General features: G+C 58.8%; 12 protein-coding genes and 3 pseudogenes. 10 read left to right on the forward strand and 5 right to left on the reverse strand.

Annotation, left to right across the window (positions count from 1 at the left end; translation table 11 throughout):
• The 3 genes and pseudogenes from istA (NKJ89_RS07285) to istB form a co-directional block, all read left to right on the forward strand.
• Window positions 1-828 (forward strand): annotated as a pseudogene (istA, locus tag NKJ89_RS07285) (IS21 family transposase); the annotation flags it as partial.
• 258 nt (window positions 829-1,086) lie between these two features.
• Window positions 1,087-2,471 (forward strand): annotated as a pseudogene (gene istA / locus NKJ89_RS07290) (IS21 family transposase); the annotation flags it as partial.
• A gap of 1 nt (window position 2,472) precedes the next feature.
• Entirely contained in the window at window positions 2,473-3,258 is a 786-nt protein-coding gene (gene istB / locus NKJ89_RS07295) for an IS21-like element helper ATPase IstB (protein WP_352601173.1), read from the forward strand.
• A 732-nt stretch (window positions 3,259-3,990) separates the two neighbouring features.
• On the opposite strand, the gene NKJ89_RS07300 is transcribed toward istB, so the two are convergent.
• From NKJ89_RS07300 to NKJ89_RS07310, 3 genes are all read right to left on the reverse strand, one after another.
• Window positions 3,991-5,145, reverse strand: a complete 1,155-nt coding sequence (locus NKJ89_RS07300; protein WP_502904100.1) for a patatin-like phospholipase family protein — start codon at window positions 5,143-5,145, stop codon at window positions 3,991-3,993.
• 125 nt (window positions 5,146-5,270) lie between these two features.
• The gene (locus tag NKJ89_RS07305; protein ID WP_352601175.1) at window positions 5,271-6,065 is read right to left on the reverse strand and encodes a retron system putative HNH endonuclease; all 795 of its coding nucleotides are present in this window, start codon (window positions 6,063-6,065) and stop codon (window positions 5,271-5,273) included.
• On the reverse strand, window positions 6,062-8,110 hold the full coding sequence (locus NKJ89_RS07310) for an AAA family ATPase (protein ID WP_352601177.1): 2,049 nt from the start codon (window positions 8,108-8,110) through the stop codon (window positions 6,062-6,064). Before NKJ89_RS07310 ends, NKJ89_RS07305 begins: the two co-directional genes overlap by 4 nt.
• A 475-nt stretch (window positions 8,111-8,585) precedes the next feature.
• Between NKJ89_RS07310 and NKJ89_RS07315 the strand changes: the two genes are divergently transcribed.
• From NKJ89_RS07315 to NKJ89_RS07340, 6 genes are all read left to right on the forward strand, one after another.
• The gene (locus NKJ89_RS07315) at window positions 8,586-9,674 is read left to right on the forward strand and encodes an IS5 family transposase (RefSeq protein ID WP_023827759.1); all 1,089 of its coding nucleotides are present in this window, start codon (window positions 8,586-8,588) and stop codon (window positions 9,672-9,674) included.
• Entirely contained in the window at window positions 9,671-10,015 is a 345-nt protein-coding gene (locus tag NKJ89_RS07320) for a hypothetical protein (protein ID WP_019859992.1), read from the forward strand. Before NKJ89_RS07315 ends, NKJ89_RS07320 begins: the two co-directional genes overlap by 4 nt.
• A 164-nt stretch (window positions 10,016-10,179) precedes the next feature.
• Window positions 10,180-12,117, forward strand: a complete 1,938-nt coding sequence (locus NKJ89_RS07325; protein WP_352601180.1) for a gluzincin family metallopeptidase — start codon at window positions 10,180-10,182, stop codon at window positions 12,115-12,117.
• The gene (locus NKJ89_RS07330; RefSeq protein WP_352601182.1) at window positions 12,099-13,451 is read left to right on the forward strand and encodes a ComEC/Rec2 family competence protein; all 1,353 of its coding nucleotides are present in this window, start codon (window positions 12,099-12,101) and stop codon (window positions 13,449-13,451) included. The genes NKJ89_RS07325 and NKJ89_RS07330 overlap by 19 nt, the downstream gene beginning before the upstream one ends.
• Before the next feature lie 12 nt (window positions 13,452-13,463).
• The gene (locus NKJ89_RS07335; RefSeq protein ID WP_352601184.1) at window positions 13,464-13,622 is read left to right on the forward strand and encodes a hypothetical protein; all 159 of its coding nucleotides are present in this window, start codon (window positions 13,464-13,466) and stop codon (window positions 13,620-13,622) included.
• Window positions 13,623-13,914: 292 nt separating this feature from the next.
• Window positions 13,915-14,724 carry a hypothetical protein gene (locus tag NKJ89_RS07340; RefSeq protein ID WP_352601186.1) on the forward strand — a complete coding sequence of 270 codons (810 nt, stop codon included), beginning with the start codon at window positions 13,915-13,917 and terminating at the stop codon, window positions 14,722-14,724.
• Window positions 14,725-14,861: 137 nt separating this feature from the next.
• Here the strand turns inward: NKJ89_RS07340 and NKJ89_RS07345 are convergent.
• Window positions 14,862-14,969: pseudogene (locus tag NKJ89_RS07345) on the reverse strand (ABC transporter permease); the annotation flags it as partial.
• 2 nt (window positions 14,970-14,971) lie between these two features.
• On the opposite strand from NKJ89_RS07345, the gene NKJ89_RS07350 reads away from it, so the two are divergent.
• Window positions 14,972-15,121, forward strand: coding sequence for a hypothetical protein (locus tag NKJ89_RS07350; protein WP_352601523.1), 150 nt, complete (start codon window positions 14,972-14,974; stop codon window positions 15,119-15,121).
• A gap of 109 nt (window positions 15,122-15,230) precedes the next feature.
• Here NKJ89_RS07350 and NKJ89_RS07355 read toward each other — a convergent pair whose 3' ends face one another.
• Window positions 15,231-15,863 (reverse strand): nitrogen fixation protein NifQ, encoded by a 633-nt coding sequence (locus tag NKJ89_RS07355; protein ID WP_502904101.1) that lies wholly within the window; start codon window positions 15,861-15,863, stop codon window positions 15,231-15,233.
• Window positions 15,864-16,082 lie beyond the last annotated feature (219 nt).

Consider the following 16,082-nt stretch of genomic DNA (forward strand, 5'->3'; position numbering starts at 1 on the left):
TTTTTGAATGGCAACCGTGGCAAGGCGGCGCGCGAACAACTGACACTGATCCGGATTTACGAAGAGCTTTGCAGTCTCGGCTACGGGGGGTGGCTATGACGCCGTCCGCCGCTACGCGAAGAGCTGGGCGAAGGCGCAGGGGTCGGCGACGGCGGACGCCTATGTGCCGCTGTTCTTCGCGCCGGGCGAGGCCTACCAGTTCGACTGGAGCCACGAGATCGTCCTGATCAACGGCGTGACGGTGACCGTGAAGGTCGCCCATGTCCGGCTCTGCCACAGCCGCATGATGTTCGTCAGGGCCTATCCGCGCGAGACGCAGGAGATGGGTGTTCGACGCCCATGACAGGGCTTTTGCCTTCTTCGGCGGCGCCTGACGCGCGGCATCTACGACAACATGAAGACGGCGGTGGAAACGATTTTGTTGGCAAGGACCGCCAATACAATCGCCGCCTCCTCCAGATGTGCAGCCATTATCTGGTGCAGCCGGTCGCCTGCACGCCAGCGTCGGTCTGGGAGAAGGGTCAGGTCGAGGACCAGGTCGGGCTGGTGCGTGAGCGCTTCTTCACGCCCAGGCTGCGCTTCAAGACCTATGAGGAGCTGAACGCCTGGCTGCATGACAAGTGCATCGCCTACGCCAAGGCGCACCGTCACGTCGAGCAACCGGAACGAACGATCTGGAACGTGTTCGAGGAAGAGCGCGGCAAACTGGTCGAGTATCGCGGCCCCTTCGACGGATTCCACACGGTGCCGGCCTCGGTGTCGAAGTCCTGCACGGTTCGCTTCGACAACAACAAATACTCGGTCCTGTCGACGGCCGTCGGCCGCCCCGACAGATATTCCTGAACAACCTGACGCTTGAACGTGATGCTGTAGCTGCGGTGTCTTGCCATGGTTCTCTCTCCGAAAACCTGCGTGTTTCGGTAATTCCCGGACACCCTTTTCGCTAAATCCCGGACAGTGATTTCGGTAATTCTCGGACAGCGTTTCCGCTAAATCCCGGACAGTTTTCGGGAGCGGATTTAACGGTCGGTTCTCGGCTGCGCCGTTCTGGCAGTTTGGCCTCTCACGATGACGTTGAGAGGGGCCATGCCGAGACGGAAGCAAGCGAGACGAACGAGTGTGAGGGATATCCAAGCGATCTTGCGCCTGACCCATGAGCAGGGTCTTTCGGTGCGTGAGGTGTCAGAACGGCTGAAGATCAGCAAGACGACGGTATCGACCTATTTGCTGCGGGCGCGGGAGGCCGGGCTGGCATGCTGGCCGCTGCCGCCCGGCCACGACGAGGCGACGCTTGAGCGGCTGCTGTTTGGCCGTGCCGGTCGTCCGCCGCAAGACCTGAGCGAACCGGACTTTGCGCTGATCGCCAGGGAGTTGAAGCGCAAGGGGGTGACGCTGACGCTGATGTGGCAGGAGTATCGCGCCGCCCATCCGGACGGCTACGGCTACACTTGGTTCTGCGAGCACTTCGCCGCTTTCGAGCGCCGGACGAGCGCCACATTCCGCAACCGGCATGCGGCGGGCGCGGTGATGCAGACGGACTATGCCGGGCAGACGGTGCCGGTGATGGATCCGGCGACCGGCCCCATTTACCCGGCGCAGATTTTTACGCGGTGCTGGGTGCCTCCAATCTGACCTTCGCCTTTGCCAGCTCCAGCCAAAAGCTGCCGGACTGGATCGAGGGCCAGGTGCGAGCGCTCGCCTTCTTCGGCGGTGTCACCAGAGCGATCGTATGCGACAACCTGAAGGCCGGTGTCGTCAAGGCGCTGTGGTTCGAGCCGACGCTGAACGCGACCTTTGCAGCCATGGCCGAGCATTACGGTACCACCATCCTGCCGACCCGAAGCCGGAAGCCGCGGGACAAGGGCAAGGTCGAGGGCGCGGTGCTGATCGTCGAGCGTTGGATTCTGGCACGGCTCAGGAATAGATCCTTCTTCTCGATCGCCGAGCTCAACGCGGCGATCGCCGAACTGCTCGAGGATCTGAACAACCGGCCGATGCGCCATGTCGGCCAAAGCCGCCGCGAACTGTTCGAGGAGATCGAGCGGGCCGCCTTGAAGCCGCTGCCGGCAGCACCGTTCGAATACGCCGAGTGGAAGTCGGCGAAGGTGCATCCTGACTACCATGTCGAAGTCGACAAGACCTTCTACTCGGTGCCGCACCGGCTGATCGGGCGCACCGTCGAGGTGCGGCTTACTCATCGAGTGGTCGAGATCTTCCACGATCACCAGCGTGTCGCCAGCCATGTGCGTCGCTCACAGCGTTCCGGCCATGTCACCGTCAACGAACACATGCCCAAGGCGCACCAGCGCTACGCCAACACCACGCCGGCCAGCCTGATCAGCCGGGCGGCCGGGATCGGCCCCAACGCCGCCATTCTGGTCGAGCGCATGATGCGCGACCGGCCGCATCCGGAACAGGGGTATCGCTCGGCCATGGGCATTCTGTCGCTGGCGCGCCGCTGGTCTGGCCGGCATGGCTGCCGCCTGGCGCGAACTGGCCGAACGGAACAACGCCAACGAGCTCAGCCGTGATGAGTGGCTCGGCCTGATGCTCGACCGCGAGGTTGCCATACGGGCCGACAAGCGCGTCCGGAACCGGCTCGCCTCAGCCAGGTTGCGCTTTCCCGAAGCCTGCATTGAGGACATCGACTTGGCCGCGCCGCGCGGGCTCGACCGGCGCAGCACCATGGCGCTCGCCCAGGGCGAATGGCTGAAGGCGCATGAGAACCTAATCGTCACCGGCCAGACCGGAACCGGCAAGTCGTGGCTGGCCTGCGCCTTCGGCCGGCAAGCGGCACGGCTCGATCATTCCGTGCTCTATGTGCGCGTGCCGCGCCTGTTCGAGGATTTGGCGCTCGCTCGTCTCGATGGCCGCTTCCCACGCCTCATTGACAAGCTCACCCGCGCGCAACTGCTCATCCTGGATGACTTCGGAACCCACTCCCTCACCGACCAACAGCGCTTCCATCTGTTCGAAATCGTCGAGGAACGCTATCGCCGCAAATCCACCCTGATCACCGCCCAGGTCCCGGTGGCCAGATGGCATGACTTGATCGCAGACCCAACCGTCGCCGACGCCATTCTCGATCGGATCGTGCACAACGCCCACCGCGTCGTGCTCCATGGACCCGCGGCTCGCCAATCAAGGCTTGGCAATCGAAAGGGTTCGGCGGCTCCAGCAGATCGATGCCCTGCTGTTGTCGGCACGCGCGGAATGTTTTGGCCTTGGCGCGGACTTCTACGTCGTCGCTCAGAATGACGAAGAATGAACGCTCATCTGCATTCGTCGACTGGCAATGGCCTCGACGAGCAAAACGGGTTGAGTCAGGAGATTGGCGCAGATGAGTGACCCACAAATCCATCGCGACAGCCTGGCGGCATGGCGGGCGTTGTCGTCGATGGGCTGCTTGGAACCAAGCGGTCGTGACAAAGACCTCGTTGAACAGCTTAAACGGCGAATCAAGCCAAATGCCGAAGCTTGGAACAGGCGTTGAATGAAACCTCTGTCGCACAGTTCCTGGCTGTTCTTCTGGCTACGATACAGCCTTTCGCCGCTATGTTTCGCAACATCCTAACTGACGAATGGCTGGCCGCTTATCACCAGGGCGAGTGCCGGCCGCTGCCGCGAGGCATAGCGCCTGAAACCCAGCCGCCAGGCCTGGACGACGCCGCTCGGGTCCCGTTTGTAATGTCGTCGTAGAGATTGGTGCGGTCCACAGCCGCCCGAACTCGATTGGTTTGATAGGACATCGCGGATCTCCGCGACGGGCGCCGGAGGCTTTCCTTCGGCTCTCAACCCGTCACGAAAAACCGGCCCGCACTCTCGCGAAAGCGGCAAAACCAAGCCTTAGAGCTGCACGCCCGAGATGAGGCGCCTATCCGCAGCTTCGTCGTGGCTCGAAATGGAACTAGGCGATCGCTGCAGTGGGAGGCAGCAAGGCTGAGCAGGCGCAGGCTGGAAACGTCCTCAGCACGAGGACAATTATTTTTACTAGTAATCGCCAGGAAACGGAAACTTTGGCGCGGCGATTGAGATCCCGAGCTTGGTTTGAAGTGGACCCCCAAGATGGGCGCGCAAGGCGGCATCGCAAACGGCGTAACCCCAGTTCATCAGCTTGTCCTGGAGTGGACGGGGCATTCGCTCGAGCCTTGTCGGCAGTTCGGCAAGCGGCGTTGGGTCTCGCGACGCGCACTTCAAGGGATCGTCGACCAATTTGTAGTCATCAAAGCGCGTGCGTACGCCCCAGAATGTTCCTGTACGCTCACCACTGTTGAAAGACTCTATTAACTGGCGTTTGCGCAGGCTGCGAACCTGATTATCAACCGTGTCGAGGATGCGAAGAGAATGTCGGGGCCAGTCATGGTGTGGATTTTCTTCGGCGACGATCTTTTGTCCAGCGTCACTCACCAGGACCGTGGCGAACCGCTTGATCGTTTCCAACCCGAGATTGTCGTAGACCCCGCCGTCGCTCAAAACGGCATTTGTCGTGAAGGGAGCCCGGTTCAGGTCGGCTCCTTCCACGAGTTCGGCAGGCTGTGGGATTGGCAACGTCAGCGGCGATAAAAAGGGAGGGAAGGCGGAAGACGCGGCGACTGCGACGCTGAGCTTCACGTCAGGATTTCTGATAAGTCCTACCCTGTAATCTCCCATATAAGGCCGCGAGAAGCGCCAGATCGCACCTGACTGTATGTTCGTGGCATTGATCACGAAACGAGGTGCCGTGCCCGCCGTATCATCGGGCAGTTGCGCCAGGCGTGCTCCTTTGAACAGGACTTCGTCGTAAGCGTCGGCCAGTCGCTGGCTGATCGTGCCCGGCAAAAAGATGCCCCCGAATATGGCTCCGGCGTCAACGGTTGTATCCGCCATCGCTCGAATGCCGTCGACAAAGAGGTCGAAACGAGCCGCTTTGCCGCCCGAGAATTGAAGTTCGTTCCAGCGTAATCCCAGATAGGCGGAGGTAATTGAGCCTCCCGACACGCTGGATATCCTGGCGATTCTGCCAAGTAGGCCCACTTCGTTCAAACGATACAAAGCGCCAACGTGAAACACCATCGCGCGATAACCGCCACCTGACAGCGCCAACGCAACCGAATCAATGAAATTTTCTTTGGGGCGGTCCGCCAAGTCTGTCGGTTCGCTGGGCACAAAGTCTCCTCCAGAATCGCTGCTTGATATCATCGCATGAATAAAGTGTCAGAATCTAGCAATATTTGTAAAGCGGGGGCTTTTATCTCTGGTAAACTTCTTGCCATAGAGGATTCTGGAAAACACTAATTGCCACTGACGTAAGCGCCTAACCCATTCATGCGAAAGAATGCACGCCTAAAACCTGCAAAGGCCTGCGACGAACTCGTTTCCCATCGGATTTCGTCCGCGGCTTCCCTTTCTTTTTCCTGGGCCATGAGCTGGCGAGCCGCGTGCATTTTTGTGACGAGCAGTCTGAGGGTAGTGAGACACTTGCCGCGCTCCTCAAGAAGCTCCGTGCGGTTCAAACCAAGGATTTCGATCGTTTTCTCGGCTCTCGTCTTGATCCACGGACTGTCGGGGCAAGCGACCACGTAAACAAGCTTCGCGGTTTCCTTGACATGGTAAGCGAGGAAGTTTTCCGGGTCATCTGCGGCGTCACAAGGGTCGATCAGATAGGCGCGCTCACCGGCCAACGGCGTATTTTCCTTGCCAACACGGTTGGCTTCGCTTTCCACTGGAAAATGGTTGAGCTTGTAGCGCTGATTGCAATATCGGCAGCAGAACAGAAGGTTGTTCCAGTCATAGGCTAGCCACCAATAGCCGTCATGAGTTGGCGCCAGTGTCACTTCGGCCTTAGGCCGGAAATGGTCGATGTCAGACTCGCGATTTACATCGCGTCGCCTCTCACAATAACCACACTTTTTTCTTTGCATCGCCCAAAGGGCCCGGCGGACCTCCTTGTTTCCCCACAAGGTGGGAAACTCCTTCGACAACGGCTTACGCTTTGCAGCGATCGCCCTAATTGTGGTCTTTGCTTCAACGACCGCTGGACTTGCGAGCTCAATCGGGGCATTGGCCGGGCGATCGATACGGATCATGACATTCGACCTTCTGCCAAACTCTTTGCATCGACCAGGCGCTGTAAGTCTTCGATGTCACGTCTCAATTTTGCCTGCAATTCCGCGTCCCTTTGGTCATCAGCGGCTAAAGTAGACCGCGACTCCAAGGCATCTTCCTTCATCTTTATGTCTAGTTCATTGCCGCTTGCGCGAGCTTCACTGAGCTCCTCAACTATCCTTTGAGTGGTCACATCGCGCGCCGACTTGAGACCAAATGCGCTCGATGTCATGATCTGATCGTAGGTCCATCCGCGATAGGGTTCGAGTTTTTCTGCCAAGACGGCGTTGGAGGTTTGCTGAAAGCGATACATCGCCGCATCGCCCTCATCGAGGTCTGACAGGCCACCAGCGCAGAGTGGGGAGTGGGACGATGCGATGAACTGGACCTGCGGAAACTGTTGGCTTAGTTCGAGCACGATCTCACGCTGCCAACGTGGGTGAAGGTGCTTTTCAATCTCATCAATTACGACGACGCCCGAAATCTGTCCGGCGATGAGATCGGGGTTGTAGAGGAACGTCCAACCCAAGAGATCAGAGAGCCATGCCAGCGTCGCCAGATAGCCGTCGCCAATCGCACCCACCGGCACGAACGGACCCCAGCTCCCCTTTATCGAGAGGCCGGATTGGCCAAACTCCGTACTGTGTGGTGGAAGCCGCAAGACCTGCTCGATCTGTCGGCAGATTCTTTCCATGTCCGCGCCAGCGCTCATTAAACGCCGAAGGGCGAGCTCTGGATTCTGCAGCAGCGCCTTGGGGTCGAACAGACTCAAAACGGCGTCGGCAATTGCATAGCCAGAATAGGATTCGCTGCCGAAGCCATTGCGTAGAGCACCATAAGCACAAACGAACAGAGCTTCGCGCGGGAAGAAAGCCGATGTTGTCTGGCTCAAGTCGACGCGCTGATCCGCATTGCGGGCAAGTTTTGTTTCGGTCCAAATCTCCGGGTCGGCCGGATCGGATGACTGCAGCTGCACACGAATACGCCCCTCAGTCTTGCCTTGACGAAGCAGCTCACCCGACATCCGGCCCATAAGCCCGCTGGCGCCGGTCTGGTCGCAAAGCGCCATGGCGATGCTGCGCAGGATTGTCGTCTTGCCGAGACCATTGTCGCCAAGCAGCATGGTCCAGGGGCGCGGCTTGCCATCCTCAGAGAAATCGATCGTGATTGATTCAAAACATCTGATGTTTTCGAGCTCGACGCTGAGGATCTTCAGTGTTCTGATAGATTTGCCCGGAACAAGGGGGCGACTGCGGACGTCCGCCAGTATCCTTAGAATGACGTCAGAGCGGACTGCATAGTTCTGCGAGAGAAAGCCGCCGCTGGTGTGCAGGCCAATTGCTTGCCCACTCTCGAGGTCGACGACGAGAGCCCCTGAGTTTGTACCTGGCACCGTGCAATCGTGGCACAGCTGCGTTTCTTCAAGGCGCGTCAAGAAGCCGGGGGCGAGCGTCTTTCTGTCATGAACGTTGCCGTAGATCTGTTCCATCAACTGCCTGTCCTTGGCTCGGCTGTCGAATGTCAGGTACCCTATCGTCGCGACTGCCTGGTCCGGGAAGATGGTCGTGGCGAGCTCGATGGGCGTTGGCAAGCGGGCGTTGCCGGCATGTACATCGATTTCCAGGAACGCTACATCGGGGCCCGGGCGGTTCTCCACATGCAGCACTTTCATCACCCGAAAGAGCAGCGTGTTCAGGTCGTCGAACTCCCGGCGGAAGTCGATGGTCGCCGCAATCGGTCCATCGGCACCATTCCTAAAGGCAAACTCCTCTCCTACGCGCTCCACAAACACCTCTGCCACATGGCGATTGGTGACGAGAATGTTTTCGGCCACAAGCCAGCCGGCACCGACCCATTCGTAGCTGAAGCCGGTCAGTTCGATGCGACCCACTGTCCGGATCGCATGATCAAGTATCGGTCGTGCTGTCTTAAGTCGAGCGCTCCAAATCGCATCGTTTTCAATGCCATCGATGACAGCTACATCGTCTCGAATTGTCAGAAGCGGGCGCGCTTGGCGCAGCACCATGCTCTCAAGCGCCAAGTCTTGGTCAAGGTCCGCAGGACCCGCGCCTACTGGAGCGCTGGGTTTAAGGCTCGACGCAAGGTAAGGCCCATCTGTGCGGAGAGATGCATTGTATCTGCGCAGTCGTTGAAGCTGTTGCTCATTTGCCATCGCCGCCCGCCCCGCCCGAATGTCCGCGCCAAGATCTGTTCCCGACTGCCAGTTCACACACTGATAGCCCCGGCGAACCGATGCTACAACGGCCGAGTTGCAGGATGCACTTGGTCTGACCTTATGTTCAGCGATGAGATATCTCCCTCAAAGAAGAAAGCTGAGGCTGGTCGCCAGCAAACAAAAGACGAGGAAGCGAGATAACACTCGACCACCGGTCTGATCAGTGATCGCTCGGCAGTAAGCCCTAGCAGGCTGTTGAAAAAGGGGCTCGCGGTTGGGGTAGCTCCGTGATTCACTCATTTCGCGAGAATGCGGAGGGTGAATCGTGCGCGGCGGCGACAATCGAACTGGCGAGTTGTTCAGCTACGTTGATCTCGAGGCGCGGGTTCGGCGCGATCATCCACTGCGCGCGATCCGTCGGATAGTGAATGAGGCGCTGGCAGCGTTAGAGCGGGACTTCGCGGCGCTGTATTCGCCGATCGGGCGACCTTCGATCCCGCCGGAGAAGCTGCTCAGGGCAATGCTGTTGCAGGCGTTCTATTCGATCCGCTCTGAACGGCTTTTGATGGAGCGGCTGGAATACGATCTTCTGTTCCGCTGGTTCGTCGGCATCGGCGTTGACGACGCGGCCTGGGATCACTCGGTCTTCTCGAAGAACCGCGACCGGCTGCTGGAGGGCGACATCGCGGCGAAGTTCTTGAACGCTGTCCTGGCGCAGCCCAAGGTGAAGAAGCTTCTCTCCACGGATCACTTCTCAGTCGACGGCACCTTGATCGAGGCCTGGGCGTCGATGAAGAGCTTCAAGCGGAAGGACGGCTTGGATGAGCCACCGTCGGGTGGCGGGCGCAATGAGGAGGCGGACTTCCATGGCCAGAAGCGCTCGAACGAGACGCATGCCTCGACCACTGATCGTGATGCTCGGCTGTTCCGCAAGGGGAAAGGCAAGGAGGCCAAGCTCAGCTTCATGGGGCACGGGCTGATGGAGAACCGGCATGGTCTTCTGGTTGATGCCTGCCTGACGCTGGCCGACGGGCATGCCGAACGAGTGGCGGCTCTGCACATGATCGAACCCCGCGCCGAGCGACCGCAAGCCATCACCCTCGGCGCCGACAAGGCCTATGACGCGGAGGACTTCATTAACGAGTTGCGCTCGATGAAGGTGACGCCACACGTGGCGCAGAACACGAACGGGCGCCGTTCCGCTATAGATCGTCGCACGACCCGGCACGTCGGCTATGTCGTCAGCCAGCGCATCCGCAAACGCATCGAGGAGGCGTTCGGCTGGATCAAGGTCATCGCAGGTCAAGAGAAGACGAAGTTCCGCGGTCGCGACCGCGTCGGATGGGCCTTCACCTTCGCGGCTGCCGCCTACAATCTGGTGCGGCTGCCCAAGTTGATCGCGGTGCCGACATGAGCGCGCCGGCGGACTGCAAGCTGATTGACCGCTGGCATATCGTCGAGGCCGATCTGTGGGATTGCGGCTATCTCAGCCTCTGCGGTCCCGCCATGGTCACCATCGGGGCCGACAACACCGGTGAGATCGCCTTTGGCGCTCTGCAAGCCAGCCTCGATCTCAACTACGGTCCCTCGATGGTATTCTTCACATGGGCCGGCTTCGACGAAATGGACGAAGCCACTGGTGATGGCTCCGCCGAACTACTCGACGACGGCTCCATCGAGATCACATTCGCCTATCACAATGGCGATGAGGCCATCCTCAAAGCCAAACGGGACACTTCTTCAACAGCCTGCTAGAAGTGATTGATCTGGAGGCTTGACCCCACCCCGATTGCGAATGGCCACCATTAGAAATTCAAAGTAGGAGCAAGTAAAAAATTTGCAGGCTTGCGTGCCGACACCATTTGACTACAGTCACTTGGAAGCAGACTGGCGGAAAGGCCACGTCGCTGGTGCGGGGAGTGGCGGCAATGCCGACAAAAGAAAAACCTGGGGCGAGGACCGCCAAACCTGCGGCGAAGGCAAGACCACCAGCGAAGAAAAGACCGGCCGCCCCCGCGAAACTTAGGCGCATTACGGCGGCTGGACGCGTCGATCTATATTCCGCTCGAGGCTATCTTGACAGCGGCACGCTCGACGAACTGACAGTCAACATTCCGTTCGACGTTTATTTCCAGGATCCCGCAGTCCGCGAAGCGACCAAGGCCTACAATTTCGATGAGGCTTTCACTGTTCCTTGGGAGCCGGGCATCTCTCACGGCCCAACAAGTGCCCGCTTCGTTGTAGTCGACTATGACGGCACCACGGGGATGATCAACCCTCCCGCTGAATGGGATAAGGATGAAAACGTCTTTCGCGACGTCAATAAGGTCGTGCTCAATCGCAACAATCTCAAAACGCCGCAATTCCACCAGGTCAACGTTTGGGCAACGTTGCAGAACGCGCTCAATTTCTACGAGAGCGGGGCAGGCCTTGGCCGCCGTATCAGCTGGGGATTTGAAGGCAACCGCCTGATCATCGTGCCGCACGCTGGCTACGGTGAGAACGCCTATTACGATCGCGACAGCAATTCCCTGCAATTCTATTATTTCGACCACAATGGCGAGCGGGTGCATACCTGCCTTTCGGCCGATATCATCAATCATGAATTCGGCCACGCTGTGCTCGATGGGGTGCGGCCCCTTTATCGCGAGTCCGTGCAGGTCGAGACCGCTGCCTTCCACGAGTCCATTGGCGATCTCTCGGCGATCCTCATCGCGTTTCGGAACACCAAACTTCGCAAGCAGATCGGCGTGGTGACGGGCGGCGATCTCGACAAGGACAGCGCATTGTCCAGTCTTGCCGAACAGTTCGGGCGTAAAGACGAAAAGCCTTATCTGCGCACCGCGCTCAACAAGCTGACCTACAAAGATGTTAAGGACAGCCCAAGCCACCACTACATGTCGCAGGTGATAACCGGCGCCATGTTCGACATTTTGCGCGATGTGTATCGCTACAACCGAGATGTTCGAAAACACAGCGTGCCGCAATCGCTATGGTTCACGGCGAGCCGGATGCAAAATCTGGCCATACAGCCACTCGATTTGCTGCCGCCGGTCGATGTCACCTTCGCCGACTACGCCGAAGCGGTCCTACGTGCCGAGCAGATCGTCAACCCTACTGATCCCGACGGCTACCGCGGACTAATGTTGAGGGCCTTCGGCGAGCGCGGGCTCCTGAGCAAGGCGCGAATCAAGGAGCTGAAGAACGAGCCGGCCGTGCTGTCGCCCGTCGAGATGAGGGTGTTTCACGAAGCCTGCGATATCGCCGCCTCGCGAGCCAATGCCTATCGCTTCCTTGATGATAATAGGCGCCAGCTCTTGATCCCCTATGGCGCCGATCTCGTGGTCAGCGATCTGTCTACCGCGGTGAAATTCACGACACGTCGCCGCAGGCAGGCCAAGCACGTGCTGCTTCAGTATGTCTGGCGTGAGGATGTGCCGATTAGAGGGAGCGAGTTCGGGCAATTCGATGGCCAGACGACCGATCTATTGTGTGGCGGGATACTCGCTCTCGATATTGATGGAAATCTCCTTGCCTGGGCACGCAAACCCGGCACGCTGCCGCTCATCCGAGCTGCCCGGGGGGAAGACAAGAAGGTTGATCGTGAAGCAGACGCTGGCACCCTTCGCCGAAAAGCCTTTCTCTCTTCGCTCGCGGCTCGTATCCGGGCTGGAAACGTCGGCGGCGCACCGGCCGGTGGCGCAATGGGACTGCTGCAGAAATCGATTGCCCCGCTGAACTCCTATGTGGTTGACGGCACGGTCCGCTTCGGCGTCGCACCGCATATCGGCATTGGCGACCATACCGAGGACCAACACAACCAGATGGGAGACAGATCGTGGTCGATAAGCTCTTGATCCGGGCCTATTCCGTTGGCGTTGGCGACTGCATCCACGTGACGATTCCGAAGGCACGGACTGACGATGCCGACTTCCATATCCTGATTGACTGCGGAACGCGGGGAAAGGCTGAGGTCATCAGCCTCGCGCTTGACCATCTCAAAACAAATCTGCCCAAAATCGATGGCAAACACCGCCTCGACCTGCTGTTGGTCAGCCATGAGCATGAGGATCATATCAAGGGCTGTGACCCCGCAGGGTTCAAGGATATCAAGATCGACAATCTGTGGATGAGCGTGGCGATGAATCGTGAACATCCGCAGGCGAAGTTCAAGCACAAATTGCATGACGACGTCGCGCTTGCCATGCGCAGCATCGCTGAGCGAAATCTTTCGCTCAGTCCAGAACTGCAGGACATCGTCTCGCGTTACAACATCGGTAACGACGGAGCCGTCACTGCACTCACCAATTCGTTGCCCAAGCAAAACGGCATTAAGCCACTCTATGTCCATGCCGGGCTGGCGCCGGCCCAACTTAAGCCTGAGACATTGGCCGGAGCGGCGTTCAAGGTTCTGGGGCCCCAGGAAAATATCGACTACTATTATCTGGGCAAGGATGCCGGCAATGTCGTGCAGACTTTTGCTTTGGCGTCGACTGACGCCCTGCGCTCGCCAGCGCAAGCCGCGGCACTGGATGCCTCGCCGCCGGCGAACATCAGCGGTACCGACTTCCGGCGTTTGCGATCGCGCATGATGTCAACCGCCTTTGCCTTCGCCGAAGAGGAAGGAGAGGTCGTAAACAACACCAGTGTCATTCTCCTCATAGAGTGGCGTGGCCGCCGACTGCTGTTTGTGGGCGATGCCGAGTGGAATGCAGCCTATGTCGAAGGCAAGAAGAATTTCGCGTGGAACGTCGCCTGGAAAAAGCAAGGTCCCGAGCTCGGCAAACCAGTCGACTTTCTCAAGATCGGCCATCACGGGAGCACCAATGCGACACCGTGGAATGATACGGAGGACGGCAAGACTACTGAGCCGAGCACCATCCTCGATGCCATCTTACCAAAGCCCAAGGGCAACAAGAAACCCACTGCCTTTGCTGTCGTATCAACCGACCGGACCAAATATGATCCGATTCCCAAATCGCCCCTTTTGCTCGAAATCGGCAACCGGGTGAGCAACACCCGCGACTACTTCTCGCTTCTTGGCGAGGACCGGGCAAGAACTCTGCCGCTCTACGAAGAATACGAAAAGCCATGGTTAGACAAGCCGCAACCCTGGCGTACCGACATCGAGACGATGATCAGCGGCGACAGCTTCGTCGATATCGAGATCGAACCGGCGGCCGGCCACTAGCCGGGGAATAGCTTGGCCGTACGTTTCTTCTCGCTGGCCGAGAAATTGCTCAGGCGCCAAGGCAAGAATTTTTCAAAGATCACCAGTGAATTGATGGACATCAACAAATACTATCACTCTCCCGAGCACCCAATTGCGGACGAACGGGATGCCTTTCCAGCACCGCCATGAAATGGCAATGCGAACAATTGCGCCTGTCTTGGACTTGACCCGTGAATGCAAGCGACCGGTAACGGCCTACAACAAAAGCAAGCAGTTACCCTTGAAGGCGAGGTAAGCCGCTCGCCCCTATCCGTGCACAGTGTCGGCCTTGGCGATTGCCCCTCGCCACCCGGTCGGGTGGCACCCGCATCGCCGGAACTTCGGCAACCGTCGCTAAAAAATGGCGATTTCGCCGAACTTTTTCGACCCATAAGCCCGACCAGAGACCGTATTCTGCATGCTTGGTCCTTGAGGATTGCGAATGCACAAGCCAGCCAAACCGCCACTGTTCTCATATTTGGTCAAGCCGCACTTTCGGTTAAAATCGCCGGATCGCCTTCTCTCTGAAGCGGACTTTGATCTTGCCCGAATAACTGTAGAGGATTTTCGGTTCGTCACTAGGGAGATGACCACAAATCTGGCGGAACTGCCCGCTGAAATTCGCGGTCGCAGTACCATTCTGCGGCGTCTGCTATCGGAGAGAGACTTGTTCAACGCGGGACGCCTGTTGATCCCGAGTTCGGGCCTGAGAGTTCGCGCGCGGATGCTGGATTTCGACCCTATTCACCCCGCCGTGCTTTTGACGTGCGGTAACTACCCTTGGGCCGGGGATCGGCTCCCGAATATCGCTGCTGTGTTCTCGCTAAAGGGGCAACCTCCTTTGACCGGGACCCCTTGGCGATTTCGGGACGACGCCGACGTCTCCCTCTCGGAATATCTGGAAGGTCTCGCGATCGCGGTACTTGGAACACCGGTGCGGCGGAGAGAAGTCATTAAATACGTCGCGGATAAGAAGGCCGCGCATGTTTCGGATCGTCGGAAACACTTAAGCGAGCAAGCAATCGACAGAGCATGGTCTCACATGTCGATCACAATTGAAAGCCAAGGAAAAGAAAAAATTCAACTGAACATGGTATATCTTGAGCTTCTTGCCGTTATTCAGGCGTTGAGATCGAGCGAGAGCATCAATGACTATATCACTAGAATGGATAAGTGGCTGAAATCAGCCGAGATTGTCTATCCGGAAGGGGCCAGATACGAGAATGTCAACCTGCCCATTGAACCGCTTTAGCGACGGAAAATCGGCGCCGACATACGTCGATGAAGCCTACCCCAGAGCAGATACACAAGTGCCAGCAATTCGGGTTGTGGCGTGACCCAGAAAGTTCGAAAAGCTTCCAGGAACCCCAGCGCGCGCGCCGCCGGAACCTGGCCGAGAATGATGGCGGAGCCGGCAGCAACGAAATTGATGGCGACGCCGGAGACAATCTGGCCGCCCTAATGGGTGATCGAGGCGAAACTGTGCACCAGCGCGAACAATGACGGCGGTGAACCGCGGCCGCCCAGGCGCCCGCCAGGCAGGCGAGCAGCAACGGCCCGGAGAACACCAGTTGCTCGGCGGCGATGGTGCGGGTCGCATCCTGCACCGCCATCATGGCGGCGCCCGCCGAAGCGAGCATGGCGAGTAATCGGACAGCAGGCACAGCATTCAATCCCCGAAGGCGTCAGTCGACATTCGACAAGAGACATATGGCGCGGGCGCGAGCGCTGCGGCTGCACGACAGACGAAAGCGGTTCTCAATCCGAGGCGATGCCGTTCTTGATCCGTGTGAGGCGGCTTTCGCCTTCCTCCGGGCCGAAGCAGCTTTCGACATCATTGCATTCCCGGCAACTGGGCGCGCTGCACAGCGAAAAACCTTCGGCCTCGCAGAGCTTGCGGTAAAAGTATTTCTTCCATTTCATGTTTTGGGTGTTGCCGGCCGCCAGCGTCGGAAAATGCGAGGCGAGCAGGCGGCCGAGGTCGGTTCGATCAAAAAGGCCAAGGTCCTGCCAGAGGTGGTCATTGCGCATGGCACGCCGAGCGATGATCCTGGCGAAGCGGGCGCTCGCCTTGTCGCCCGGTCGGGCATGCGCCAGCAGCAGTCCATGCAGAAGTTCTTCCTCCAGATCCGGCTCGGGCTCGCTCACCTCTTTCAAGGCAAACGCGTTGATAGGAATAGCAGGGAAACAGCGGGCCAGGACATCGCGCAGCTCGGCGCGCGAAAGTCCGGTTGCCTCGGTCGCCGTCGCCTCGCCGGCCTCGATCTCCTCGAGCGCACGTGAAAGCACACAGGCAAGCACATGCTGGTCGAGCCTCCTCTCCAGCTCGATCTGCTGCCATTGGCCGGTGCTGAGCCGGGCATAGTGTTGGGCAAATCTGGTGCCGTTCACCTGGTTTGTCCTATCAAGTCATGCAGCGACCCGGCCGGCCGCAACTGGGTGGGGGAGTTCTTCGGGTAGAGGCAGTCGCGGAGCCTCGCGGTCGAGTAGTTCGGTAATTTTCGTCTGGTCCATCGGCTCTGTCGCAAATTCTGTGATTGGAAGAGGCGTTTCGCGAGCCCCCGCCCTGCCGTTTGCGCCTCATGGGGAACACCTCGGCGTCGGAAATGC

Source organism: Mesorhizobium sp. M0047 (genome assembly GCF_040323315.1).
Classification (GTDB): domain Bacteria; phylum Pseudomonadota; class Alphaproteobacteria; order Rhizobiales; family Rhizobiaceae; genus Mesorhizobium.

Bases quoted from the DNA above. Each gene is read 5' to 3' on its own strand.
- istB (WP_352601173.1), top strand. From the start codon at position 2,473: ATGGCTGCCGCCTGGCGCGAACTGGCCGAACGGAACAACGCCAACGAG.
- NKJ89_RS07305 (WP_352601175.1), bottom strand. From the start codon at position 6,065: ATGATCCGTATCGATCGCCCGGCCAATGCCCCGATTGAGCTCGCAAGT.
- NKJ89_RS07310 (WP_352601177.1), bottom strand. From the start codon at position 8,110: ATGGTGCTGCGCCAAGCGCGCCCGCTTCTGACAATTCGAGACGATGTA.
- NKJ89_RS07320 (WP_019859992.1), top strand. From the start codon at position 9,671: ATGAGCGCGCCGGCGGACTGCAAGCTGATTGACCGCTGGCATATCGTC.
- NKJ89_RS07340 (WP_352601186.1), top strand. From the start codon at position 13,915: ATGCACAAGCCAGCCAAACCGCCACTGTTCTCATATTTGGTCAAGCCG.
- NKJ89_RS07350 (WP_352601523.1), top strand. From the start codon at position 14,972: ATGACGGCGGTGAACCGCGGCCGCCCAGGCGCCCGCCAGGCAGGCGAG.